Origin of the sequence: Archangium violaceum (assembly GCF_016859125.1) — a bacterium.
In the GTDB taxonomy this organism is placed as follows: Bacteria; Myxococcota; Myxococcia; order Myxococcales; family Myxococcaceae; genus Archangium; species Archangium violaceum_A.
Genome location: NZ_CP069338.1, coordinates 1,861,802 through 1,883,981 on the forward strand (window position 1 = coordinate 1,861,802; position 22,180 = coordinate 1,883,981).

At 69.0% G+C, this 22,180-nt stretch carries 21 protein-coding genes and 1 pseudogene; 7 read left to right on the forward strand and 15 right to left on the reverse strand.

The window, feature by feature from the left end; genetic code table 11:
• The first annotated feature begins 178 nt into the window (after positions 1–178).
• The 4 genes from JQX13_RS07855 to JQX13_RS07870 are packed head-to-tail and all read left to right on the forward strand — an operon-like array spanning position 179 to position 7,939.
• On the forward strand, positions 179–4,093 hold the full coding sequence (locus tag JQX13_RS07855; protein WP_203408428.1) for a prenyltransferase/squalene oxidase repeat-containing protein: 3,915 nt from the start codon (positions 179–181) through the stop codon (positions 4,091–4,093).
• 47 nt (positions 4,094–4,140) lie between these two features.
• Positions 4,141–4,551, forward strand: a complete 411-nt coding sequence (locus JQX13_RS07860) for a hypothetical protein (protein WP_203408429.1) — start codon at positions 4,141–4,143, stop codon at positions 4,549–4,551.
• A 3-nt stretch (positions 4,552–4,554) separates the two neighbouring features.
• The gene (locus JQX13_RS07865; protein WP_203408430.1) at positions 4,555–5,088 is read left to right on the forward strand and encodes a DUF6714 family protein; all 534 of its coding nucleotides are present in this window, start codon (positions 4,555–4,557) and stop codon (positions 5,086–5,088) included.
• 25 nt (positions 5,089–5,113) lie between these two features.
• Positions 5,114–7,939 carry a transglutaminase-like domain-containing protein gene (locus JQX13_RS07870; protein ID WP_203408431.1) on the forward strand — a complete coding sequence of 942 codons (2,826 nt, stop codon included), beginning with the start codon at positions 5,114–5,116 and terminating at the stop codon, positions 7,937–7,939.
• Here the strand turns inward: JQX13_RS07870 and JQX13_RS07875 are convergent.
• The 6 genes and pseudogenes from JQX13_RS07875 to JQX13_RS07900 form a co-directional block, all read right to left on the reverse strand.
• The gene (locus tag JQX13_RS07875) at positions 7,908–9,005 is read right to left on the reverse strand and encodes a methyltransferase (protein WP_203408432.1); all 1,098 of its coding nucleotides are present in this window, start codon (positions 9,003–9,005) and stop codon (positions 7,908–7,910) included. The genes JQX13_RS07870 and JQX13_RS07875 overlap by 32 nt on opposite strands.
• Positions 9,006–9,105: 100 nt before the next feature.
• Positions 9,106–9,483 (reverse strand): UBP-type zinc finger domain-containing protein, encoded by a 378-nt coding sequence (locus tag JQX13_RS55845; RefSeq protein WP_343211072.1) that lies wholly within the window; start codon positions 9,481–9,483, stop codon positions 9,106–9,108.
• Between the two features lie 161 nt (positions 9,484–9,644).
• Positions 9,645–9,965, reverse strand: a complete 321-nt coding sequence (locus JQX13_RS07885) for a cation:proton antiporter (protein ID WP_203408433.1) — start codon at positions 9,963–9,965, stop codon at positions 9,645–9,647.
• Between the two features lie 88 nt (positions 9,966–10,053).
• Positions 10,054–10,191 (reverse strand): annotated as a pseudogene (locus tag JQX13_RS56185) (hypothetical protein); the annotation flags it as partial.
• 56 nt (positions 10,192–10,247) lie between these two features.
• On the reverse strand, positions 10,248–11,579 hold the full coding sequence (locus JQX13_RS07895; protein WP_203408434.1) for a hypothetical protein: 1,332 nt from the start codon (positions 11,577–11,579) through the stop codon (positions 10,248–10,250).
• 228 nt (positions 11,580–11,807) lie between these two features.
• Positions 11,808–12,050 carry a chaperonin gene (locus JQX13_RS07900; protein ID WP_203408435.1) on the reverse strand — a complete coding sequence of 81 codons (243 nt, stop codon included), beginning with the start codon at positions 12,048–12,050 and terminating at the stop codon, positions 11,808–11,810.
• Positions 12,051–12,405: 355 nt separating this feature from the next.
• On the opposite strand from JQX13_RS07900, the gene JQX13_RS07905 reads away from it, so the two are divergent.
• A complete protein-coding gene (locus JQX13_RS07905) occupies positions 12,406–12,954 on the forward strand; it encodes a hypothetical protein (RefSeq protein WP_239014605.1) in 549 nt (182 codons plus the stop codon).
• Positions 12,955–12,963: 9 nt separating this feature from the next.
• Here JQX13_RS07905 and JQX13_RS07910 read toward each other — a convergent pair whose 3' ends face one another.
• The 7 genes from JQX13_RS07910 to JQX13_RS07940 all read right to left on the reverse strand — a co-directional run bounded on the left by JQX13_RS07910 (position 12,964) and on the right by JQX13_RS07940 (position 18,402).
• Positions 12,964–13,419 carry a hypothetical protein gene (locus tag JQX13_RS07910; RefSeq protein WP_203408436.1) on the reverse strand — a complete coding sequence of 152 codons (456 nt, stop codon included), beginning with the start codon at positions 13,417–13,419 and terminating at the stop codon, positions 12,964–12,966.
• Positions 13,420–13,421: 2 nt separating this feature from the next.
• Entirely contained in the window at positions 13,422–14,072 is a 651-nt protein-coding gene (locus tag JQX13_RS07915) for an anti-sigma factor family protein (RefSeq protein ID WP_203408437.1), read from the reverse strand.
• A 69-nt stretch (positions 14,073–14,141) separates the two neighbouring features.
• The gene (locus JQX13_RS07920) at positions 14,142–14,759 is read right to left on the reverse strand and encodes an RNA polymerase sigma factor (protein ID WP_203408438.1); all 618 of its coding nucleotides are present in this window, start codon (positions 14,757–14,759) and stop codon (positions 14,142–14,144) included.
• Between the two features lie 78 nt (positions 14,760–14,837).
• A complete protein-coding gene (locus JQX13_RS07925; RefSeq protein ID WP_203408439.1) occupies positions 14,838–16,175 on the reverse strand; it encodes a hypothetical protein in 1,338 nt (445 codons plus the stop codon).
• A gap of 50 nt (positions 16,176–16,225) precedes the next feature.
• Positions 16,226–16,729, reverse strand: a complete 504-nt coding sequence (locus JQX13_RS07930) for a hypothetical protein (RefSeq protein WP_239014606.1) — start codon at positions 16,727–16,729, stop codon at positions 16,226–16,228.
• An 18-nt stretch (positions 16,730–16,747) separates the two neighbouring features.
• Positions 16,748–17,650, reverse strand: coding sequence for an oxygen-dependent coproporphyrinogen oxidase (hemF, locus tag JQX13_RS07935; RefSeq protein WP_203408440.1), 903 nt, complete (start codon positions 17,648–17,650; stop codon positions 16,748–16,750).
• Complete coding sequence (locus JQX13_RS07940) at positions 17,647–18,402, reverse strand: hypothetical protein (protein ID WP_203408441.1); 756 nt, start codon at positions 18,400–18,402, stop codon at positions 17,647–17,649. Before JQX13_RS07940 ends, hemF begins: the two co-directional genes overlap by 4 nt.
• 161 nt (positions 18,403–18,563) lie before the next feature.
• On the opposite strand from JQX13_RS07940, the gene JQX13_RS07945 reads away from it, so the two are divergent.
• Positions 18,564–19,520, forward strand: coding sequence for an endonuclease/exonuclease/phosphatase family protein (locus JQX13_RS07945; protein WP_203408442.1), 957 nt, complete (start codon positions 18,564–18,566; stop codon positions 19,518–19,520).
• A 57-nt stretch (positions 19,521–19,577) separates the two neighbouring features.
• Here the strand turns inward: JQX13_RS07945 and JQX13_RS07950 are convergent, their stop codons facing one another.
• The gene (locus JQX13_RS07950; protein ID WP_203408443.1) at positions 19,578–19,871 is read right to left on the reverse strand and encodes a DUF3467 domain-containing protein; all 294 of its coding nucleotides are present in this window, start codon (positions 19,869–19,871) and stop codon (positions 19,578–19,580) included.
• A 64-nt stretch (positions 19,872–19,935) separates the two neighbouring features.
• On the opposite strand from JQX13_RS07950, the gene JQX13_RS07955 reads away from it, so the two are divergent.
• Positions 19,936–20,757 carry an alpha/beta hydrolase gene (locus tag JQX13_RS07955; protein ID WP_203408444.1) on the forward strand — a complete coding sequence of 274 codons (822 nt, stop codon included), beginning with the start codon at positions 19,936–19,938 and terminating at the stop codon, positions 20,755–20,757.
• On the opposite strand, the gene JQX13_RS07960 is transcribed toward JQX13_RS07955, so the two are convergent.
• Entirely contained in the window at positions 20,729–22,099 is a 1,371-nt protein-coding gene (locus JQX13_RS07960) for an MEDS domain-containing protein (protein WP_203408445.1), read from the reverse strand. The genes JQX13_RS07955 and JQX13_RS07960 overlap by 29 nt on opposite strands.
• Between the last annotated feature and the right edge of the window lie 81 nt (positions 22,100–22,180).

The following is a 22,180-nucleotide window of genomic DNA, read 5'->3' on the forward strand; positions in this document are numbered from 1 at the left end:
CGACGAGCGGGGCGAACGGCTGGGGGGGGAGACCATCATGAATGTGTTCCCGGGGAGTTGGATCCGGTCGAGGCGCGGCGCGGTACGTCTCACTCCACTCCTTGTCTGTGGGCTCCTCCTCGTCAGTGGGCTGCTGACGGGTGCCTCGTCGGTCAGCGCTCCGTCGATAGCCTCCGGCGTGAACTATCTCGCCAGCAGCCAGCGAGCGGACGGGAGCTGGCAGAGCGGTGAGGTGCGGCGGCTCCATGCCACCACCGAGGCGCTGCGGGCGCTCCAGTCCGTGGGACAGGCCTCGGCGGCCCGCGTCGCGGCAGCGAACCTGTTGCTGCTCGAGCCGGTCGAGGACACCGACGATCGCGCCCGCCGGCTCGTCGCGCTCGTCGGAGAAGGACACGACGTCGCGTCCCTGGTGACCCGGGTGCGAGCCGATGCACATCCAAACGGCGGCTGGGGATTGACCCGAAGGTACGCGGCCGATCCCCTCGACACCGCCCTCGCGCTCGGCGCACTGGCGTCGCAACCGACGGTTGGAGATGACGTCCTGCTGCCGCAGCTGGCCGAGCTCCTGTCCGCGCAGAAGCCCGATGGGAGCTGGCCCTGCATCGCGTCCGGAGCGGACGGCGAGCTGCTCTGTACCAGTCAGGCCCTGCTGGCGCTCGCGGCCTACCGCAGCCGCTTCTACCTCTCTCCTCAGCTGGATGCCGCGGCGGCCCATCTCCGTGGCCAGCTCAACCCTGACGGCAGCTTCGGCCCGGCTGGCCGCGAACAGGTGATGCGCACCTCGCTCGCCGCGCTCGCGCTGGCCACTCGACCCGCTCTGAACGGGACGGAGAGCTCGAGCATCACCTCCTTCCTCATCAGCCAGCAGCAGCCCGACGGAAGCTGGGGGGAGGACCCTTACACGACCGCCCTGGCGCTCCAGGCGCTCCAGGCCCTTTCCAACGTGCCCTTCTGTGGCGACGGTGTCGCCAACACGTCGGCGGAAGCCTGCGACGGCCCCGACGTGCGAGGAGCCACCTGTGGAGGCCTCGGGCTCGGCACGGGCACGGTGACCTGCTCGCCAGCCTGTACCCTGGATACGAGCGGTTGCTCGGGTCCCCCTCGGTGCGGAGACGGAATCATCAACCTTCCCACCGAGGCGTGTGACGGAGCGGAGCTCGGCGGAGGAACCTGCGAGGCCCTGGGCCTGGGTCCTGGAACGCTGACCTGCGACAGCACCTGCAAGTTCGATACGACCCTGTGCACGGCGCCCCCGCGGTGCGGCGACGGTGTCATCAATCAGCCCGGCGAGGTGTGCGACGGGGCGGACCTCGGAGGGTTGACGTGCACCGATGCTGGCTACACGGGAGGCACCCTGAGCTGCAACCCGGACTGCACGCTGAACGCCTCCGCCTGCACCGGCGCGCCCTTCTGTGGCGATGGAACCATCAACCGTCCGGACGAGGAGTGCGACCGGCTGGACCTGGGCGGCCGCACCTGCGACAGCCTGGGCCTGGGCGGTGGCACCCTGACCTGCACGAGCACCTGCGAGTTGCAGACGGCCGGCTGCGCTTCATCTGGCGCCGCCCAGCCGAAGTCGATCACCCTGGGGCCGGACTCGCCGGTCTGCTCCGGCCAATCACAGACGGTGCCCGTGGCGATCAACTTCCCCGCGGGTTCGGTCATCGACAAGGTGGACGTCTTCCTCCTGTTCGATGACACCGGCAGCTTCGCTGGCACCGCGCCCACCGTGACGCAGATCTTCAGCCAGCTCGTCGGCCAGCTCCAGACGGAGCTGCCCCAGGTCTCCTTCGGCTACGGCGTCGGCCGCTTCGAGGACTTCGGTGGTCCGGGAACGAGCTTCAGCAACGAGAGCAGCGCGGGCCGGCCCTTCACGTTGAACCAGCCCATCATCACGCCCGACGTGCCGCAGTTCCTCAATCTCATCAACTCGGCCCTGGCCAGGTCGGCTCCGGGCGGAGGGGGTGACGGGCCGGAGACCAGCATCGAGGCCCTCGCGCAGATAGCGACCGGCTCCGGATTCGACGGCAACGGCAACGGCTCGACGTTGGACAGCGGAGCGGCCGGCGCGGCGAGCCCCCAGTCCTCGCCGGGCACCAGCGGCGACGTACCGGCGTTCTCCTCCAACGTGGCACCGGCCTCGGGAACGCTCGGCGGAGTCGGCTTCCGCCCGGGAGCGCTCCACCTGGTCATCCAAGCGGGAGATATCTGCTCGGTGGCGCCCTTCACGGCCGGGGAGCCGATCCCCAGCACCCTCACGGGGGCGGGTGGCGCCACGGTCCCCATGAGCGCCCTGCTCTGCTCGAGCACCCCTGGCTCGTCGCGCTACGGCTTCGTGAGCAACTCGCTCTCGTCGACCGGAAACACCGTCACGTCGGCCGTGGCCCCCCGGGGCGCCGCCACGGTGACCGGGACCGTCGCGGCCCTCAACGCGCTGGGTGTCTCGGTCATCGGCCTCGCGCCCGGCGGTACGGCCATCCGCAATCCCATCGGGCCGAGCAACTCGCCGAGCACCTTCATGTCGGCGATGGCCCTGCTGACGGGCGCCACCGACGCCACGGGCAACCCGCTGGTATTCAACATCTCGGGCGGCCCCGGGCCGATCCTCAAGGCCATCGCGCAGGCGGTGACCACGGCCGCCACGCGTCCACGGGACGTCTCGCTGGCCTTCTCGGGCGTCCCCGCCGGCCTGTCCGTGGGCTTCACGCCCTCGGTGGTGTCCGGCGTCGGCCCGGGAGGAACGGCCACGTTCGACATCGCCTTCACCGGTGACGGCCGCGTCATCAACGGCACGTTCAACGTGGAGTTCGTGGACCTGTTGAGCAACACGCGGCTGGCCACCGTCCCGGTGACCGTGGGCTGCCTGCCCATCCCTCCCGTTCCGGTGGACAACGACGGGGATGGATACCCCGGGGACGTGGACTGCGATGACGACGACCCGCGGGTCAACCCCGGTGCCCCGGAAATTCCGGGCAACGGAATCAATGACGACTGCAACGCGGCCACTCCCGACGAGGTCCCCCTCGCCTCCGCCGTCTGCCAGCTGACCTCCAACAAGCTCGGCTACAGCGCCACCGACATCGTCCACCTGGCGAGCCGGATGACCAACGTCACGACGGACCTCTCCCTGACGGGGCTCTCCGCGGCCCTCGAGGTGAGGCCCTCGGGTGGTGGCTCCACCGTCTTCACCCAGTACCAGTCACTCACGCCGCTGCCGCCGGGCGGCCGGAGGGAAGGGTCCGCGACCTTCTCCGCGCTCGGCAACCCGCCGGGCGAGTACACCGCGAAGCTCACGGTGCAGGCGGGCAGCACGGTCGTGGCCCTGTGCTCGGCGACCTTCGAGCTCGAGAGCTCGGCGGCCACCGGCGCGGGCCTGTCGGGCAGCCTGGTCCTCTCCCCGGCGCTCGTGAACGCGGGCAGTCCGAGCAACGCCACCTACACCGTGACCCACCAGGGGAACGCCACGCTGGAGAACCTCGGGCTGAAGGTCCTGCTCGTGGATCCCGACAACGGACAGGTCATCGGGCAACTCGAGGATGTGACGACCCTGACTCCCGGAGCGAGCCACAGCGCCACGCAGCCGTTCGCCACGACGGGCCTGGCACAGAAGACATATCTCGCCGTGCTCATCGCCGTGCTCCCGGGCACCCACCTCGAGCAGACGCTGGCCTCGGCCCGGCTCACCGTGGTCAACGAGTCACCCGACTGCTCGCGAGCGGTGGCGACGCCCGCCACCGTGCTCTGGGAGCCCAACCACAAGTTCGCCACCATCTCCATCGCGGGCGTGACGGATCCGGATGGAGATCCGGTGACCACGACGGTCGTCTCCATCTTCCAGGACGAGCCCACCCGGGACACCGGAGCCGGCGCCACCTGCCCGGACGCCCGAGGCACCGGCACGTCCACCGCGCAGGTGCTGGCCGAGCGCTCTGGCGCGAGAGACGGTCGCGTCTACCACATCCAATTCGCTGCCGATGACGGCCGCGGCGGAACCTGTCGTTCCACGGTCAAGGTCTGCGTGCCCCACGATCGCAGGCCTGGTGGCACCTGCGTCGATCAGGGAGCGCTGTTCGACTCCACCCAGTGCAACTGATGCGCGCGAGGAAAGGAAGGGAACACCCCATGGGCAAGAGGACGGCCATGTCGATCCACAGGAGTTCCAGACTCTCTCCCGCGCTCTTCGCGGTGCTCGCCAGCATTCTTGGCGCGACCGAAGCCCGGGCGGACAGGGCTTGCGAGGCGGACCCGCTGGTGACCGGAAGGACCTGCGACGTCGCCCAGTGCATCACGCTCCAGGCCAGCGTCAACGCGGCGTGCAAGAGCCCGCCGCCGAACTCGTGTGCCCGACTCACGGGATGCAGTGCCCTGAAGCAGGAGCGCGCCAAATGGCTCCAGTGCTACATCGCGAGGACCACCATCAACACCGTCTGCTGGGGCGGGGGTGACGCCGGACATCAACAGGCGGCCGCCCAGGCCATCCAGAACGTCGGTACGTGCGACTCGAGAATCTCCCTCCCAGAGCCGACGGGTTGCGGCAAGGGCTGTAACTGAATCATGGCCCACGACCCCGATGCGCTCCGCGAGGAGATCCACGAGGCCTTCGCCTGGCGGAAGTACCCCGGGCACGACCGCCTCGCCCTCCATCAACCGGGCTGTCCCGGTTACGAGGGCGAAACCGTCGCCCGTTTCCTGCGCGGCAAGGACTGGCGGGAGCTCACCCTGCAATCGATCGTGGATGACCCGGAGCTCGACCGGAACGCCTTCATGTCCTTCATGAGCGCGGAGGGATTCGTCTACTTCCTGCCGGCATTCCTGGACATCTCGTTGGACGTCGAGAGCCCCTTCGTTCTCGGAGAGGCCCTGGCCTTCAAGCTCACGCCGCCGGGCGAGGGAGGCTCGGAGGCATGGCAGGAGCACTTCTCACGAATCGTGTCATCACTCACGCCGGGCGAGAAGCGGGCCGTCATCCATGTCCTGGAGTACCTGGTCAACGAATACGAGAAGCGCGGTTACGGCACGCATCCGGCCCGAGAGGCCCTGGATGGTTACTGGGCGTGCTTGACGGATGAAGAGTTGAAGCAGGCCTGACGGCGGAGCGAGGAGGCCAGAACTCATGCTGTTCCAAAACAAGGCATTCATGGTGGGCACCGCGGTCACCGTCCTCGTCTGCTTCGGATGGCTGGCCTCGGGTGGGCGGCTCCTGGTGGAGGTCGAGACCGCGATGCGGGATCCTGCGGGGTACCTCTCGCGGCTCGTCGAGGATCCACGTCTCTCCCTGTCACAAGCACAGAAGGACTCCGTCCGGAGGTTCGCGAGCCGGATGTCGCCCGAGCCGCGACAGGCGCCCGTACAGCAGCCCCTGATGAGGGAGGAGGACTGGACGACGACCGAGATGCAGGCGCTCGCCTCGGCGCTCGAACAGCTCAGCGTGCCGCCCTCCAGCGCCACGAAGGACGAGGTGCTCGCGGACCCGGCCAGGATCGCGGCCGTGGTGACCGACACCCAGCTCCGGTTGCAGGCGCTCCATCAGCGGCTCCTCGGGGAGTTCGCGGAGACGGAGCAGCGCCTGCTCTCGGCCAGACTACCGGCGGTCATCCTCGCCCGCCACGAGGCCGCCCGGCTCGACTACGAGAAAGGCTTCGAGGAGGTATCGCGAGGGTTGGAGGTCGCGGCGCGGAGCCAGGAGCCCAGGGAGGTGGAGGCGGCGCTCGCCTCGGTGGTGGGGCTCCTGCGGCGGAGCACGAGCGAGCCAGCACATCGCTCGCTCGACCTCTCGCGACTCCCCTTCCGCAACGCCCAGCCCGTTCAGCGGGAGCCGCTGACGGCTTCAACGGAGGCCGGGCTCCGCGCCTCCGCCGCGAGCCCGACGCCCACACCCGATGACCTGGCGGCGAACGAGGACGTGCAGCTGACCGAGGAGCTCAAGGCCCTGGCGGCCTCGCTCGAGAACGAGCCGGCGCGAATCTACGACTGGGTCCGCAACAACATCGCGTTCGTTCCCACCTACGGCTCCGTCCAGGGCGCGCAGATGACGCTCGTGGCCAGGCGCGGCAACGCGTTCGACACGGCGAGCCTCCTGATCGCCCTGCTGCGAGCCGCTGGAATCCCCGCCCGGTATGTCACGGGAACCATCGAGGTCCCCGTGGCCGAGGTGATGAACTGGGTGGGTGGAGTCGCGAGTGCCGACGTGGCGCAGCAACTCCTGGGGCAGGGCGGCGTGCCGAACGTCGGCCTGATTCGCGATGGGACGCTCACCCATATCCGCCTCGAGCACGTCTGGGTCGAGGCATTCATCGACTACATCCCGAGCCGCGGCGCGGTGCAGCACGAGGGCGATACCTGGGTGCCCATGGACGCGGCCTTCAAGCTCCACACCTTCACCGCCCGGTCCAACCTCTTCACCGACGTTCCGATCGACTCCCTCCTCGCGCCGGGCGACAAGCTGTTCGACCTCGACGAGCGCCTCGGGAAGATCACCAACGTCGACGTTCAACCCCTGGACGAGCGGCTGGCGGTCTGGGCGGAGCAGAGCGACACGTATCTCCTCTCCCATGGCATCGAGGGGACGGTGGACGGACTGCTGGGAGGGAAGAAGATCTCACAGGAGACGCACACCATCTTCCCCGGCTCCCTTCCGTATGAAGTCATCACGCGGCAGGGCGCGGTGAGCACACTTCCCGCGCGCCTCCGTCACTCGGTGAGGCTCGAGGGGTATGCCTCGCAGCTCGATCGGGCCTTCGGAAGCCCGTCCTTCTCGTTCCAGCTGAGCCTGCCCGCGTTGAACAGCCGGCGGCTGAGTCTCCAGTTCGATCCGGCCACGCAGGCCGATGCCGACACCCTGACGGCGGCGCGCAACAGCGGGGCGAGCGCGCTTCCCGTGTACCTCGTCCAGGTCGTCCCGGTGCTCGAGCTCGACGGCGTCCCGGTGAGCACGGGCAGCCCGGTGGGCATGGGGAGGAGCTACTTCCTCGACGCGGTGCTTCAAGCCCCCGAGGGGGCGACGACGGTTCCCTTCCAGGTGACCGCGGGAGACGAGATCGTCGTCGGCATCACGGGCAACGGCGTCACGAAGGAGGTCGTCGAGAAGCGGTTCGCGGCGAACCCGGTGGACAACGCACCGGAGTACCTGCACCAGGTACAGCTCCACTACTGGACGGAGTGCGACGCACTGGGCGAGGTCGCCGCCAGGTCGCTCGGCGTGCACATGCTGCGGCTGCCCTCCGTGGGCGTCTTCAGTTCCCCGCTCTCGGTGTCCCTGCTCTTCGGCGTGCCCAGGGCGGGCGTCTACCAGAGCCGGAACATGGACGTGAGACAGTCCCTCATCGGCGCGGCAGGCGAGGACCCATCGCGCGTCATCGCCTTCATGAAGCAGGCGGGGCTCCAGGGGTCGTATCTGGAGGGCGCCGTGTTCGACCAACTCCGGAGCGACTCCGACCCCGGCAGCCGGGGGTTCTCGGCCGTCCACCTCATCTCGGCCGCGACGGCACAAGGGGTTCCCATCTACCACATCACGTCCGCCAACGCGTCGTCCGCGCTGCCGATGCTGGCGCTCGACTCCGAGGTGGAGAGCGACATCCAGACGGCCCTGAGTCAGGGCAAGACGGTGCTCGTCCCGGAGAAGGAAATCGACCTCGGCCCGTGGAGGGGGGTCGGCTACATCATCCAGGATGAGACGACGGGGGCTGGCGCCTACATGATTTCCGGAGGACTCGCGGGCGGCGGGCTGACGGACTGCCTGCGGGAGCTGGTGCCGATCTTCGAGCTGGTGCTCTTCCTCATCCTCGCCATCCTCCTGGCGATCCTCATCATCCTGCTCCTGAACGCGGCAGCCGCCGCACTGGCGGGACTGGTGGGAGCCGCCGGGGCGGCCGCGGCGTTCTCGCTCTTCCTGCTGAGCTTGAGGGGGTTCAGTCCGTTGGGTTCGGGATTGGAAGCCTGACGAGCCCGTAGAGGGTGGTGACCTCGCGGGAGCGCGCCGCGTGGAGCGGGTCGGACTTGTCCTTCGCCTTCGAGTGGCGCGCCGGGGTCGACCTCTTCCACTTCACCACGAGCCCCCGGCGCGCGAGCTCCTGGTCGAGCCAATCCGCGGAGCGCAGCCCGAGCAGCACCGCCAGGTCGGAGAGGATCAGCAGCCCCTCGCCCCCCGGGTTGAGGTGCTCGGCCAGCCCCTCGAGAAAGCCGAGGAGGAAGCGGTTGTCCTCGTCGAACACCGCGCGGTCGACACGGTTCTTCGGCGGCTCGGGGAGCCACGGCGGATTGCTCACGACGAGGTCCGCCCTGCCGGGAGGGAAGAGGTCGCCCTGGATGACCTCGAAGCGCTTGGACAGGCCCAGCCGCTCGGCGTTCTCCCGAGCGCAGGCCACGGCCCGCTCATCACAGTCGGTCGCCGTCACCGAGCTCGCTCCACGTTGTAGGAGCAGGAACGAGAGCACCCCGGTCCCCGTCCCCACGTCGAACACCTTCTTGCCCTTCACGTCGGTGACGGAGAGGAGCAGCTCGACATAGTCGGTGCGCGTGGGCAGGTAGACGCCGTAGTGCGGATGAATCCGGCCCTCGAGCCCGGGCACGGAGAGGCCCTTGCGGCGCCACTCCGCGGCTCCGAGCATGCCGATCAGCGTCTTCAGGGAGACCACGGTCCTGTCGGCGTCGGGCTCGCCCCACACCCACCGGCAGGCCTCGGCGACGTCGGGAGCACGCCGCAGCTCGAGCCGGTAGGAGCGGTCGAGCGCCACCACGATGCGCGAGAGCGTCTCATGCTCGAGTTGCCGCGCGCGGCGTTCGGCCCGGAAGGCCTCGAGGGGCGAGCGCGCCGCTGGGGGAGCGGGGAGGCGGCGGCCCATGGCCGCGAGGAGCTGTTTCGCGTTCTGGAAATCACCCGTGTAGAGCAGGTGCTCGCCGCGCCGGACGCGTCGCAACGCGGCGTCGGCGGTGAGGCGATCATCGACAGGAGAGAGTCGCGACGGGGCTGGCTCGTCGCTCTCGGAACGCCAGCTGAAGGGATTCACGCGGGGTACTCTACCTCTGGAGGTTGGGAAGGGCGTGGGTCGATCTCGAGGGCATCGACGTAGCACCAGCCCCAGTGCTCTCCCGGCTCGAAGGAGCGCATCAGCGGGTGTCCCGTGGCTCGAAGTGCCGCATCGCGTGCCGGCCGAAGGAGGCATTGCAGCAGCCCACGTGGCCGCACGTCAGGCACATCCTCAGGTTGTGCCAGCGCAGGTGCTGGGCCAGGCACTCCTCGCAGCCCGAGGTGCGCGGCAGCACGTCCCGCCGCAGCAGCGCCAGGTGCTCGCAGGCGGTGGCCGTGCCATGACGCAGCCCCCCCATCGTGCCCAGCATGCGCCTGGGACCGGAGACGGGGCCGTGCTCGGGCACGCCCTCGTGGCGCAGCGAGGCCAGCAACGCGTTCATGACCTCCTCCGCCACGCCGCCCGCGTGCAGCACCCGGGTCACCGCCTCCAACGCCGTCTCGAACTCGCCGGCCACGATATCGCTCGCGCCCCGCTCGTGCGGCCCCTACCCCACCGAGCACCGACTTGCCCACCAGCACGCCCACCAGCAGCCCCGTCACCAGCAGCGGGTGAGCCAGGACGACGCGCACGTCGAAGAGCATGCCAATGGAGATGAAGAAGAGGCTGGCGAACGTCTCACGCAGCGGCAGCACGTCCGGCCAGGGCCTGGTAGCCGTAGTCGCTGTCGGCCAATGCCACCCCGGCCATGAAGGCCCCCAATGCCAGGGACAGGCCCGCCAGCGTGGCCAGCCAGGTGATGCTCGCGCCCAGCCCCAATACCGCCAGGAGGAAGAGCTCGCGCCGGCGCGTACCCGCCACCACCGCGAGCAGCGACGGCACCACCACCCGGCCGAAGACGACCGTGGCCACCACCAGCAGCGCCGCCTTGGCCAGCACCCAGGCGATGCCGGCCACGCCCACCTCCTGCCCGGCCAGCAGCGGGATGACGAGCATCATCGGCACCACGCACAGGTCCTGGAAGATGAGCGCGCACGCCTATCTGGGCCAGGGCCTCCAGGTGCCAGGTGTCATGCACCCAGTTGAAACCACTCGGGCCGATGAGCGCTCCCGCGGCGATGAGGCCGGCGATGGTGGGCAGGCGCAACCGGCTGAGCGCCAGGACCACCACCACCGCCACCCCGAAGACGACCACCAGTTCCTGGAGCAGCTCGGGAGTCTGCATGGACGCGCCTCCGCGTCTCACACTCCCCTAACGCACGGCCGCGTCTCGCGCCGGGCTCAGCGCTCGAAGTCCACGCCCACTCCCAGGCCACCCGTGAAGCCATGCATCAGAGTGCCATCCGCCTGCGGGAAGAGCTCCGTGCCTCCCGTGACGACGCCGTAGAGCGCGGGCAGGAAGCGGTGACGCAGCTCGAGCGCCGCGGAGTAGCGCGGCTTGACGGTGAGGTCGGTGAGGATGACGCGCAGCTCGCCCCGCGTCTTGCCCCCGGGCAACTGCGCCTGGAGCACGGCGTCCGCGTCCACCCGGCCCGTGGAGACGAAGTACTCGCCGGACGCGCTGGCGCTCAACTCCAGGTCCTCCGGCCCACCCTGGCTCACCAGCGCCGCCACCTCGCCGTAGCCGGAGAAGGTCCCCGGCAGCACCTCCTCGGCGAGCGGCTGCTCGCGCAGACCCACGCCGGAGAAGCGCGCGAACTCGTAGCCCGCGCCGAAGAAGCCGAAGCGGAAGCGGCCGCCCTGGCGCCGGGCCTCCAGCCGGCCGGTGATGTCCACCATCTGCTGCGGCTTGCCCCGCACCACCACGCCGAGCGCCGCGCCGTACTCCGGCTCCGACTCGATGAGCGTGTCCGCCCGCGCGCCCGCCGCCGCCTGCAGCCACAGATGGAGCGTCTCGCTCCTCAACACGCCCGCCTGCAGTCCGACACTCGCCGCGGAGAGCGAGGGCGACGTGCCACCGCCCTCACCGAAGTCGTGCGCCACATCCACCGAGAGCAGGAAGCGATCGAAGGCCGTCTCCGTGTTGCTCAGCACGCGGCCCAGGTCCAACCGGAACTCGCCGGCGAAGAGGCGCCTGGCCAGCACGTCACTGGCGAAGAGCTCCACCCGGGTGGGGCCGAGGTACGCGGTGAAGTTGGCGCCCGCGGGGTGGTAGTCCGGTGAAATCCGGTTGTGGTAGCGGTTCACCAGCCAGCCCGCCCCGAGCGTGTACGTGGAGAAGGCGCCCGCGCGCAGCTGGAAGCGGCCGTCGTCCCGACCGATGCGCAGCCCGCGCAGAATCTGTGCGAAGTCGCTGGCCTCGTCCCAGTCCTGGCGACGCAGCCGGCCGCTGTAGTCCGGCCCCGTCTGCTTCGGCTCCTGGTCCCACAGGTTCAGGCGCAAGGGCGCGCCCAGCTCGAACTCGAATTCCTCGCCGCCCCTCACCCCCAGGCGGGGGAACGCGACCCCGAAGATGTCCATCCCATTGGCGCCGCTCCCCGAGGGAAGGGCTTGTCCGCCCACCTCGAGGGCCGCGTGGAAGTGAACGCCATCTTCCGCGGGCGCTTCAGGAGTTTCGACGAGGGCCTTGGGGGCCTGCTGGAGCACGGAGGCAAGGAGGAGGGCACCAATCATGGCACGCCACTCTACCCCGCTTCCCGCCCGGCGCCCGGTGACAGGACTTCAAACACCCGCGAGCCTTGCTTCCTCGTAAACCGAGCAGCCAGGCCCCCTGGCTCTTTCGTGGGCCCCGGCCCGCGTCCAGAGGGTGCGTCCGGGAACGAGGCCCCACCTCGCCCCCCACTCCCCCACTCCCCTCTCACCCGGTCCCCCCTGGACGCGGGCCGCTGCCCCGAACCTCTCTCAGCCAACGAAGACGATCTGCTTGCCCGTCGCCACGGACATGGAGCGCGACGACACCAGCTTCGCGGCGGCCGTCGCCTCACCGGCCACATCGAAGGCCGCGGCGATCAAATCCCCCAGCGTCACCTGCACCTTGCGCACCGACCGGCTCGCCTTCGCCTTCGCGACCGCCCGCCCCGCCGTGCCCTTCACCTGACGCGCCACCCGATTCATCACCTGTCCACGCCGCTGGGTCTTCGCCATGGTTCGCCCTTCCCTCTGGTCTGGGTTGTCTGTCCCGCCGCCGACGCCCCACGCCGCCGCCTTCACGCCAAACCCTCAGAGCAACCCGCGTGCCCGCGCACAACCTCCTGGAATCACAAGAGGCCTACAGGGTGGGAGTCCCGCGAGCGGCATGCCATGGACTGTCATTTCTACCGAAGAGGGGGTGAGCGACCCCGGAACGAATGACCGGGACCGACACCCGCGGAGACGCACGCACCCGGCGCGGGACATGTCACCCAGACGACGTGCCACCGGAACCCAGGGGTGGGGTCAGCTGCCCGCCGGACCGGGGATGGCGTCTACTTCTGGTCCTCCACGAGCCCAGAGGTCCAGCATGAGCAATCGGGTCATTCCCCCCGAAGTCGAGGTGTTGGGTCAGTCCATCATGGCGATGATTGGAGGGATGGAGCTCCTCCAGGCGAGGGCGCAGAGAATCCTGGCGGAGAACGGAATCCCCCAGCTCGAGCCCATGCGCTGGTACTCCATGCGCAAGGCCATCACCGCCATCCAGAGCATCGAGCAGAAGATTGGCCCGGTGACGATGCGGGCGGTGGGCCGGAAGATTCCGGAGCACGCGAAGTTCCCCTCGAACATCCGCCTCCTGGAGGACGCGCTGCGCTCGCTCGACGTGGCCTACCAGATGAACCACCGGGGACAGCAGAGCGGCAACATCGGCGGCTATCGCTTCGAGCCCGCGAAGGGAGGGCGCGGCGGCCACATGATCTGCGACAACCCCTACCCGTGTAACTTCGACCACGGAATCGTCGAGGCGCTGTGCGAGCGCTTCCGGCCGAAGGACGCGATGTGGGTGCGCGTCGAGCACGACCCCCAGAGCTGCCGCCAGAAGGGGGACTTCGCCTGCACGTACCAGATGACCTGGTGAGCGCGGGCGCTACTTCGCGGGAGGCGAGGAGAGGACGAGGATGAGCTCGCCGCCCACGTGCTTGCCAACGTTCTGATAGACGGAGCCCTGGCGGCCCAGCTCCACGTCCATGCCGCCGCCCTGGGGCACCTCCACGCGGAGGGTGGCGGTATCGCCCTGCATGCGCAGCAACTTCAGCGAGGCGTTGGCGCCATTGGGCAGCTTCACCTCGGTGGCATCCTTGCTGCCCACCTCCAGCGTCTGCTGCGACAGGCGCTTGAAGGAGGTGAAGTTGAAGTTCTGCCGCTGGAAGGTCTCCTTCATCTTCTGGAGCTGCGGCGGATCCACCTCGGTGCCCCTGCGGGAGACGAGCACCACCTCCACCTGCACCTTGAGCTTCTCCTCCTGGGCCTGGGCCGCCGCCGACGACAGGAACAACCCCAGCAGGGCCAGGGTCGGCAGGGCCGCCGGCATGCGCATCGTCATCGTCACAGCTCTCCTCCCTTGGGGGGATCGACCTGCTGGGCCGGGTCCTTCTTCTTCTTCACCGGCTCCCCGTCCAGCTCGTCCGAGTCGTCGTCGGGCCTGCCCTGGGGCTGGGCCGACGAGGCATCGTGCGCCGGCTGCGAGTCCTGGTCCATCATCCAGATGATGGTGTTGCCATCATCGGACTCGAGCACCACCGGAGCCACCTTGGCGCCCTCGGAGGCCCGGACGGCGCGCACCCGCATCCGGTCGGCGCCGTAGCCCATGGGCGCGTCGTTCTGGCTCGCCAGGAGCGGCACGAGGACCAGCACCAGCACGGCCGCCGTGGCCAGCGAGGAGACCATGGCGGTGCGGTGGTAGAGGAACATCTCGGAGAACGAGATGCGCAGCCGCTCGAGCAGGGGCGGACGCTCGGGCGTCACCCGGGCCATGACGCGCTGGGTGAAGTCCTTGAAGTCCACCTCGTCCACCGCCATCTCGAGCCCCACGCGCAGCAGCGCGGACTCGGCGCGCAGATCCGCCGCCCGGCTGGCGCAGTCACGGCAGGCGGCCAGGTGACGCTCGACGTTGACGCGCTCGGCGGGGGACACTTCCCCGTCGATATAGGGAGACAGCAGTGGGACGAAGCGCTCGCACGCGGGATTTCCGGCCATGTTCCTCACCCGGTGTAATGGGGGACTTGGAGGTTGGACGGCAGCACGGGAGCGATATTCCAGTCCCAGTCACTCACTGCCCACCCCGCTCTTGGCCTCGTCCAACTCCAGGTATTCACTGAGGATTTTCTGCACCTTGGCCCGCGCGTGGAAGAGCCGGCTCATCACCGTTCCCTTGGGAATTTCCAGCGTTCGGGAGAGATCCTCGTAGCTCATGCCCTCGATCTCGCGCAGCAGGAGGATGGCGCGGTGTTTCTCAGGAACGGCCGCGAGGGCCTCCTGGATTTTCTCCGCCAATTCGCGGCGCAGGGCGCTCTTCTGGGGGTTGGTGCCCAACCGGCTGCCGAGCGCGCCGATACGGGCCTCGGACAGATCGGTGGCGACGGACTCGTCGAACTCCTCGGTCTCGCCGCCAGAAGCTCCCTTCCGACGCATCACGTCGATACAGATATTGACGGTGATGCGGTAGAGCCAGGTGTAGAAGGACGAGTCGCCCTTGAAGTGGTCGAGGTACTTGTAGACCTTGACGAACGCCTCCTGCGAGACGTCCATCGCCTCTTCCTTGTCCTTGAGCATTCCCAGCGCGACGGCATACACCTTGCGTTGGTATCGCTCGACGAGGAGCTTGAAGGCGCGCTGGTCTCCATCACGAACGCGCTTGACGAGAGTGAGATCGTCGGTGGCCAAGGGTGCGCCACCCTAGCATGAGCGCCCCCAGCCCCAAGCATTCTGAAATGGGGGGTGAACGTTCACCGGTGGGCGGCCTCACAGGCTGGCGAGCATGCCCACCAACAGTGCCGCACCCGCCAGGGCGATGACGGCCCCGAAGGCCGCCTGGCTCCACTTCTCCTGAAGGAGGGAGCTGTCCTCCGGGGAGTCCCGGAGGCCGTGCAGGGCATTCCAGAGCATATGGGGGCCCAGACGCCCGCGGGAACCCCGGCGCTCGAGGCCCGAAGCCGGCATGTCCTCCGGGTTCGGAGCCACGCCCTGAGCCGCCAGGGCCACGCCCGGGAGAACCAGCCCCGGTTGCACGGCCGGTGGGGGCGCACGCTCTGGAGGGGCCTCGAACGGGCTGTCCTTCTGCTCCTGGAGAACGGGCGTCCCGGCGACCTGAGAGTCGGGGCGCGCGAGGTGATGCGCCTCCACCACCGGGAGGAAGACCTCCGAGGAGAGCCGCTCCGGCCGGGGCTCGATGCGGACTCCAGAGAGCCGCGCCTTCAGTTCCTCCGGGGAACGGGCCTCCAGCAACTCGAGGGCCACCTCCACCCCATCCCGGCCGCTGTCCACATCCCGCAGGTCCCCGAAGCCATGCCGGGTGAGCACTTCCTGGAAACGCTCCCGCCCCGCGGCGCTCTGGCCCGCCGGATCCTTCGCGTTCGCCCGCGCATAGGCGATGAAGAAGGCCCAGAGGCGGGCGGCGCGCTCCGAGGGGGGCAGGCGCGAGGGCCGGAGCTCCGCGCCCAGGAAGCGCAGCTCCTCGTCGAGATGGTGAGCGAGCGACTCCTGGCCGATGGCTTCGGGGAACTCCGGCAGCAGTTCCTCCAGGGGCTTCGCGTCCAGGGGCTTCGCGACCTCGGGCGCCTCCGGGCCTCCCGGAGTCATCACGGGCACCGGAACGAAGCCGTCCCCCTTGTGCGAAGTCTCCGTGGTGCGCGGAGTCTCCGTGGGATGGGCGGGAGAAGCGGAACCCTCCCACCGCTCGGGAACCGCACGGGTGGAGCCGGAGCCCTCCCTCGTGGAACGGGCGCCCTCGAAGACACCGGAGGACCTGCCCTCGCGCGTCCTACCGGAGCGGGGTGGGCCTCCCATCTCCAGTCCATCCTGGGCGAAGTTCCAGATGCCAGTCCTGGCGTCGCTCTTCGCCTCCTTCGCCTCGCTCTTCGGCTCACGCTGGCCACCCGGCCGAGGGAGCTCCGGCTGGGTGGGCGCACGGCCGATGCGCGTCTTCTCCTCGCGAGCCGCACCGGAACCAGGGCCCGACCTGTCGGGACGGCCCGGGAGGCCGCCCTCGGAGGAGCGGGGCGAGACCTGGCCCTGGGGGCTCCCGGGCCCTCCTTTTGTGTTTCCAGTGATGTTTCCAGTGATGTTTCCGGCGTGGCTCATCACCTGGATTGTCGTCCGGGCGGCGGCCAGGTTGCCTGGGGCCCCCCTGATTACTCCTCTTCCCGCTCCACCTTCACTGGAGATGTCATCCCATTCGCATCCAGTGTGACGCTGAAGACGGACACCTGGCCATCTCCATCCAGGTCACCCCGCGCGTAGCAGGTGACCTCCGCCTCGCCCAGGGGCGTCTCCTGCACCACCACCTGATACTGGTAGCGGACGCGCTCGCCGGGCTCGAAGCCGATGTGCTTCAGGTTCTCGTCCGGCACGAAGGGCACCGCCTTGCCGCCTCGCGGCACCTCCTTCGGTACCGGGCCCGCGGTGGGGAAGACGCCGTGCTCGTCCCGGTAGGACTGCACGTCGCTACAGAGGCGGAGCACGTTGACGCGCGCCTCGTTGGAGAGGGCCTGGTCCCGCGGGGGATACTGGCGGCTGATGAAGTAGAAGACGCCGCCGGCCACCGCCATGAGACACGGGACGGCGAGCACCGCCACCACCAGCGCCACCTTCTTCCAGGGGGCCATGCGCGGCTTGTCGGAAACGGGATTCTCCACGATGGACCCACCTCCTCGTTACCGGGTGCCGGCCCAGTCGCGCGGATTGCGGAGCACCTCCACCAGCTTCGCCTCCTCGGAACCGGCAGCGGGGTGGTAGTCGTAGCGCCAGCGCACCTGCGGCGGCAGGGACATGAGGATGGACTCGGTGCGCCCCTTCGTCTCCAACCCGAAGGTGGTGCCCCGGTCCCATACGAGGTTGAACTCCACGTAGCGCCCGCGCCGCACCTCCTGCCAGAAGCGCTGCGCCTCCGTGAAGGGCGTGTCCTTGCGCCGCTCGGCGATGGGCAGGTACGCGGGGAGGAAGGCCCGGCCGGCATCGCGCACGAGGGCGAACTCGCGCTCCAGGTCACCTCCCATGTTCTCGAAGAAGATGCCTCCCACGCCGCGCGACTCCTCGCGGTGACGCAGGTAGAAGTACTTGTCGCACGCGTCCTTGAAGCGCGGGTAGTACGCCGGGTCGTGCCGGTCGCAGGCCTCCTTGTGCATGCGGTGGAAGTGCACCGCGTCCTCCTCATAGAGGTAGTACGGCGTCAGGTCCGCGCCACCGCCGAACCAGGCCTTCCCGCCCTGGTGGATGAAGCGATAGTTGGCGTGCACGGTGGGCACGTGCGGATTGCGCGGGTGGAGCACCAGCGAGATACCCCCGGCCCAGAAGGTGCGCCCCTCCCCCTGCAGCTTCTTCGCGAAGGACTCCTCCAGCTCGCCGAACACCACCGAGGTGCTCACGCCGCCCTTCTCCAGCACGGCCCCGTCCTCCAACACGCGGCTGCGCCCACCCCCGCCTCCCGGACGCTGCCAGGGATCCTCTCGAAACCGGGCCTTCCCATCGAGCCGCTCCAGCGCGCCGCAGATGTCGTCCTGCAGCGCATGGATGAACTCGACCATCCGTTCCTTCAGCTTCTCCACATCCACCGTCATGGATTCTCCTGGGTCGCCACGGGCGCCTCGAATTGCAGGGGAGACACCGCGGGCGCTGTATTACCCGCCGCGTCGAAGACCTCCAACTTCGCGCGATAGCTCCGCCCTTCCTCCAGGGCGAAGGCCCCCCCACAGGCCGAGTGCCCCACGAGCGCCACGCCGTCGTGCAGCGGGGTGACGTAGTGCTGGGGCGCCACGTCCTCGCGACGGCGCCAGAGCGTCACCACCACGTAGGCGGGGCTGTCCTCGCGCAGGGACATGCGCAGCTTGACGAAGCGCTCGGTGCCGTCGCGGGTGCGGCGGAAGAGGCCCTCGCTGACGGCGGGCTGCTTGAGCCAGCGCGGACGCGCCACGTCCTGGCCCCGGCCGCTGTGCCACTCGGGCTGCGAGGCACCTCCTCCATTGAGCACCTTCGCCCCGGGCAGCACGTCATCCAGGCGCAACGTATAGACGCGGCCCGGCTTGAGCGGGCTCGAGGGCCGCAGGACGACCGTGGTGCGCCCGAGGGAGCTCGTCCAGCCCCGCTGGATGCGCACCTCCACCTCATGGCCCTCCGTCTGGAGCCGCAGGATGCGGCCCGGCAGGTCGGCCACCCGCGCTCTAAAGGAGCCGAGGCCCTCGAGCAGGAAGCGCGTATTGGTGGGTACCACCGCGCCGGGCATGGGGAACACCTGCACTCCCTCCTCGGGGCAGGCGGCACGTACGGGGGCGGGCAGGACGAGCAGGGCGAGGAGCAGGACGACGGTTCGCACGAGACCACCGAGTCTGCGCCGGCCCGGTGCCGGAGGCCAGCATCCGGATGGTGTTGTCCCCCCGGCAACATCCGGACTCCGACGCGGCCCGCCATGTGGCCAGCGGAGGTGTTACCGAGTCTTGGCTTGGCCGCCCGTTGGACAGCCCGCAATGTGCGCCCATGTCCCGTCAGCGCCTGTCCCTGCTATTGCTCGCCTCGCTCGCCACCGCGTGTGGTGGCCCCGCCGAGGAGCCCACCTCCGAATCCGAGCTCGCCACGCGCGAGGACGCCGTCACCATCCCCGCCCGGGGAAGCGCCTCCACGCTCGACTTCGGCAACTGGAACATCGAGTGGTTCGGCTCCACCTCCAACGGCCCCACCAACGAGTCCCTGCAGCTCTCCAACGCTCGCGACGTCATCAAGGGCGCCGACCTGGACATCTGGGGCCTGGAGGAGGTGGTGAGCACCACCAGCTTCAACAACCTCAAGTCGCAGCTCACCGGCTACGCGGGCTTCCTCGCCAACGACGCCACCGTGACGAACGGCAGCGCGTATTACAGCTCCAGCGAGCAGAAGGTGGGCATCCTCTACAAGACGAGCGTCGCCTCGTTGGTGAGCGCCCGCGTCATCCTCACCTCGTATGACAGCGACTTCGCCGGCCGGCCCCCGCTCGAGGCGAAGCTGCGGGTGAGCCTCAACGGCCACACCGAGGACATCGTCGTCATCGTCTGGCACGCCAAGGCCTATGACGACTCCACGAGCTGGCAGCGCCGCTACAACGCCTCGCGGGCCCTCAAGAGCTACCTGGACAGCACGTACCCGGCCACCAAGGTGATGGTGTTCGGCGACTGGAACGACGACGTGGACACCTCCATCACCTCCGGCAAGGCGTCCCCGTACAAGAACTTCGTGGACGACCCGGCCGACTACTCCTTCCCCACCAAGGCCCTGTCCGACGCGCGCATCGCCACCACCGCCAGCTACCCGGACGCCATCGACCACCAGCTCGTCACCAACGAGCTGAAGGCGTCCTACGTCTCGGGCTCCGTACAGGCGTACCGGGTGGACTCGTACATCTCCAACTACAGCAACACCACCAGCGACCACTTCCCCGTGCTCTCCCGCTACAACTGGTAGCCGGAGCCGGTCGTGTCCGAGGCCTCCCGCCCGTGCTCCTGACGGGCGGGAACGGCTTCAGTGCATGGGACGGCCGTCGTCGGAGAGGACGATGGGTCCGAAGCGCTCCTCGTACCGGGCGACGCCGTCCTGGAGGACCGCCATCAGGCGCTTGAGGTGCTTGGGGTTGAGGATGACGCGCGAGCGCACCTTCGCACGCGGCTGGTGCGGCTGGACGTAGATGAAGTCCAGGGTGAACTCCGTCTCCGTGTGGTTGACGAGCGCCATGTTCACGTACTGGCCGTTGGCCACGTCATCATCGATTTGAATCTGCAAGGGGACATCGGGGGGCTTGGGAGGAGTATCCGACATGGGAGGGGGGCATACCGCCAGACGCCCGCCGTGACTAGACTGAGGGACGGTGCGAGCACAGCGGATGGATCCGGAGAAGACGGCGCCGTTCGAACTGGGGCGGGGAGACGATGCCTGCCTCCTGCTGCACGGCTTCACCGGGAGCCCCTGGGACGTGCGCCCCCTGGGCGAGGCCCTGGCGGCGCGAGGCCTCTACGTCCGGGCCATCCAGCTCCCGGGCCATGGCTCCACCCCCGAGGCCCTGCTGAACGTGGACCACCGGGACTGGACGCGGGCCGCGGCCCAGGCCCTGCTCTCCCTGCGTGACTACCGGCGGACCTTCGTGGCGGGATTGTCCATGGGGGCCCTGCTGGCGTTGCGGCTCGCCGCGGACTACCCCGAGCGGGTGCACGGGCTGGCGCTCGTCGCTCCCGCCGTGCGCTTCAAGGGGCCCCACATGTGGCTGCTCAAGCGCCTGCGGCACTACGGGCTGCTGGAGCGGGTGAAGCCGTGGGTGCTCAAGTCGGGCACGGACCTCTCCGACCCGGAGGTGCTGGCGGAGGCGCCCATCCTCCCGGCCTTCCCCTCGGCGCGGCTGCAGGACATGTGGGAATTGCAGGACGCGGCGATGAGCGCCCTGCACCGGGTGCGCAGCCCCACGCTCGTCGCGGTGGCCGAGCAGGACCATGTGGTGGACCCCGAGGGAGGCCAGGTACTGGCACGCGGCCTCACCGCCTCGCCCCAGGTGCGCTTCATCTCGCTGACGACCGGCTTCCACATCATCCCGCGCGACAAGGGCGGGCCGCTGCTCGCCTCCGAGGTGGGAAGCTTCTTCGACCGGATACGCGGGGTGGTCGCCCCGTCCGGCGACCCGAAGCTCAGCCCTCCGCGTCCAGCGGCAGGGTGACCGTGAAGGTGGAGCCCTCCCCGAGCCGGCTCTCCACCGAGATGGTCCCGCCGTGGACCTGGACGATCTCCCGCGCGATGTAGAGCCCCAACCCCAGGCCACTGGCCTCGTTGGCGCTGATGGCCCGCTCGAAGCGCTCGAATATACGGGCGCGGTCCTCCTCCCGAATCCCGCCCCCCTGGTCCTTCACCGACAGCCGGGCCCGCTCCCCATCGGATGACACCTCGACATGGACCGGCCTGCCCGCGCCGTACTTGAGCGCGTTGGACAGGAGGTTGATCACCACCTGCTCCAGCCGGCCCCGGTCCCACAAGCCCTTCACCTGAGAACCCGGGGCGATGTCGAGCCGCATGCCCGCGCGCGCGAACTCCCCCGACATGCGGTCCACCACGTCCGCCACGAGCTCCCACAGCTCCACGTTCTCCAGGTGGAGCGTCAGCTTGTGGGCATGGATGCGGGAGACGTCGAGCAGGTCGGACACCAGCCGCGACAGACGGCGCAGCTGCCGGTCCGTGCTGTCGATGACCCCCATCATCTTCTGGGGCGAGAAGGACGACAGGTCTCCCCGTCCCAGGGTGCGCGTCAGGGACTGGATGTGCAGCTTGAGAGACGTGAGTGGCGTGTTGAGCTCGTGGCTGGCCACGGAGAGGAAATCGTCGCGGGCCTGAACGGCTCGCTCCAGCTTGCGCTCGGCGGAGCGGAAACGCTGGAGCTGTTGGATCATCCACTCCACGCGCTGCTCGGTGGAGCCCTGGCCCAGCACCATGGCGGGCGACTCGTAATAGAGATTGGGGCACACCTGATGGCCGAGAATGGCGACAGGGTGCGTGCGGAGCACGTCGCGGATGATGTCCGCGCTGAAGCGCTTGCGGCTGTACTGGCAGATGGCCGACGCGTGGCTTCCCGGGAAGAAGTTGCTCAGGAGCGCCTCGTATTCGATGAGCCGGTCACACCCGCACTCGTGGCCCAGGGCCCACGTCATCTCGCCCGTCACCCTGAAGCCCGTGCGGCCCGCCGCGAGCGCCTGCCGGGCCGTCTGCTCCAGGAAGGAGATCATCGCCGTCGGGTCGAACGCACCAGAGCACAGATAGGCCTCGCGCTTGGTGGCGAAGATCAGCTGGCCCGAGCTCAGATGCGCGTCGACATCCACCCCGCGGGCGATGAAGGCCTGCCGGACTTCATCGAGGCTCCGGTCGTCGATGACGTACAGGCACGCCTCGTTACGAGCCAGCCCCTGGGCCATGTAGGGGACCACCGCGTCCCATTGCTCCGTGGCGTTCTCGTACACCAGGCACAGGTGGTCGCCGGGGCCCATGCGCTGAAGCTCTTGCTGGATGTCCATCTGCGCGCGTCTTCCTCTACTCCTCCGGGCGAAGGAGCAGGTACAAGTAGTTGGGGGACGTCCGAGACAATACAAAAAGCC

Bases quoted from the DNA above. Each gene is read 5' to 3' on its own strand.
- JQX13_RS07905 (WP_239014605.1), top strand. From the start codon at position 12,406: ATGAGCAATCGGGTCATTCCCCCCGAAGTCGAGGTGTTGGGTCAGTCC.
- JQX13_RS07915 (WP_203408437.1), bottom strand. From the start codon at position 14,072: ATGGCCGGAAATCCCGCGTGCGAGCGCTTCGTCCCACTGCTGTCTCCC.
- JQX13_RS07870 (WP_203408431.1), top strand. From the start codon at position 5,114: ATGCTGTTCCAAAACAAGGCATTCATGGTGGGCACCGCGGTCACCGTC.
- JQX13_RS07895 (WP_203408434.1), bottom strand. From the start codon at position 11,579: ATGATTGGTGCCCTCCTCCTTGCCTCCGTGCTCCAGCAGGCCCCCAAG.
- JQX13_RS07885 (WP_203408433.1), bottom strand. From the start codon at position 9,965: ATGATGCTCGTCATCCCGCTGCTGGCCGGGCAGGAGGTGGGCGTGGCC.
- JQX13_RS07865 (WP_203408430.1), top strand. From the start codon at position 4,555: ATGGCCCACGACCCCGATGCGCTCCGCGAGGAGATCCACGAGGCCTTC.
- JQX13_RS07925 (WP_203408439.1), bottom strand. From the start codon at position 16,175: ATGAGCCACGCCGGAAACATCACTGGAAACATCACTGGAAACACAAAA.
- JQX13_RS07945 (WP_203408442.1), top strand. From the start codon at position 18,564: ATGTCCCGTCAGCGCCTGTCCCTGCTATTGCTCGCCTCGCTCGCCACC.
- JQX13_RS07860 (WP_203408429.1), top strand. From the start codon at position 4,141: ATGTCGATCCACAGGAGTTCCAGACTCTCTCCCGCGCTCTTCGCGGTG.
- JQX13_RS07955 (WP_203408444.1), top strand. From the start codon at position 19,936: ATGGATCCGGAGAAGACGGCGCCGTTCGAACTGGGGCGGGGAGACGAT.
- JQX13_RS07950 (WP_203408443.1), bottom strand. From the start codon at position 19,871: ATGTCGGATACTCCTCCCAAGCCCCCCGATGTCCCCTTGCAGATTCAA.
- JQX13_RS07900 (WP_203408435.1), bottom strand. From the start codon at position 12,050: ATGGCGAAGACCCAGCGGCGTGGACAGGTGATGAATCGGGTGGCGCGT.
- hemF (WP_203408440.1), bottom strand. From the start codon at position 17,650: ATGACGGTGGATGTGGAGAAGCTGAAGGAACGGATGGTCGAGTTCATC.
- JQX13_RS07960 (WP_203408445.1), bottom strand. From the start codon at position 22,099: ATGGACATCCAGCAAGAGCTTCAGCGCATGGGCCCCGGCGACCACCTG.
- JQX13_RS07910 (WP_203408436.1), bottom strand. From the start codon at position 13,419: ATGACGATGCGCATGCCGGCGGCCCTGCCGACCCTGGCCCTGCTGGGG.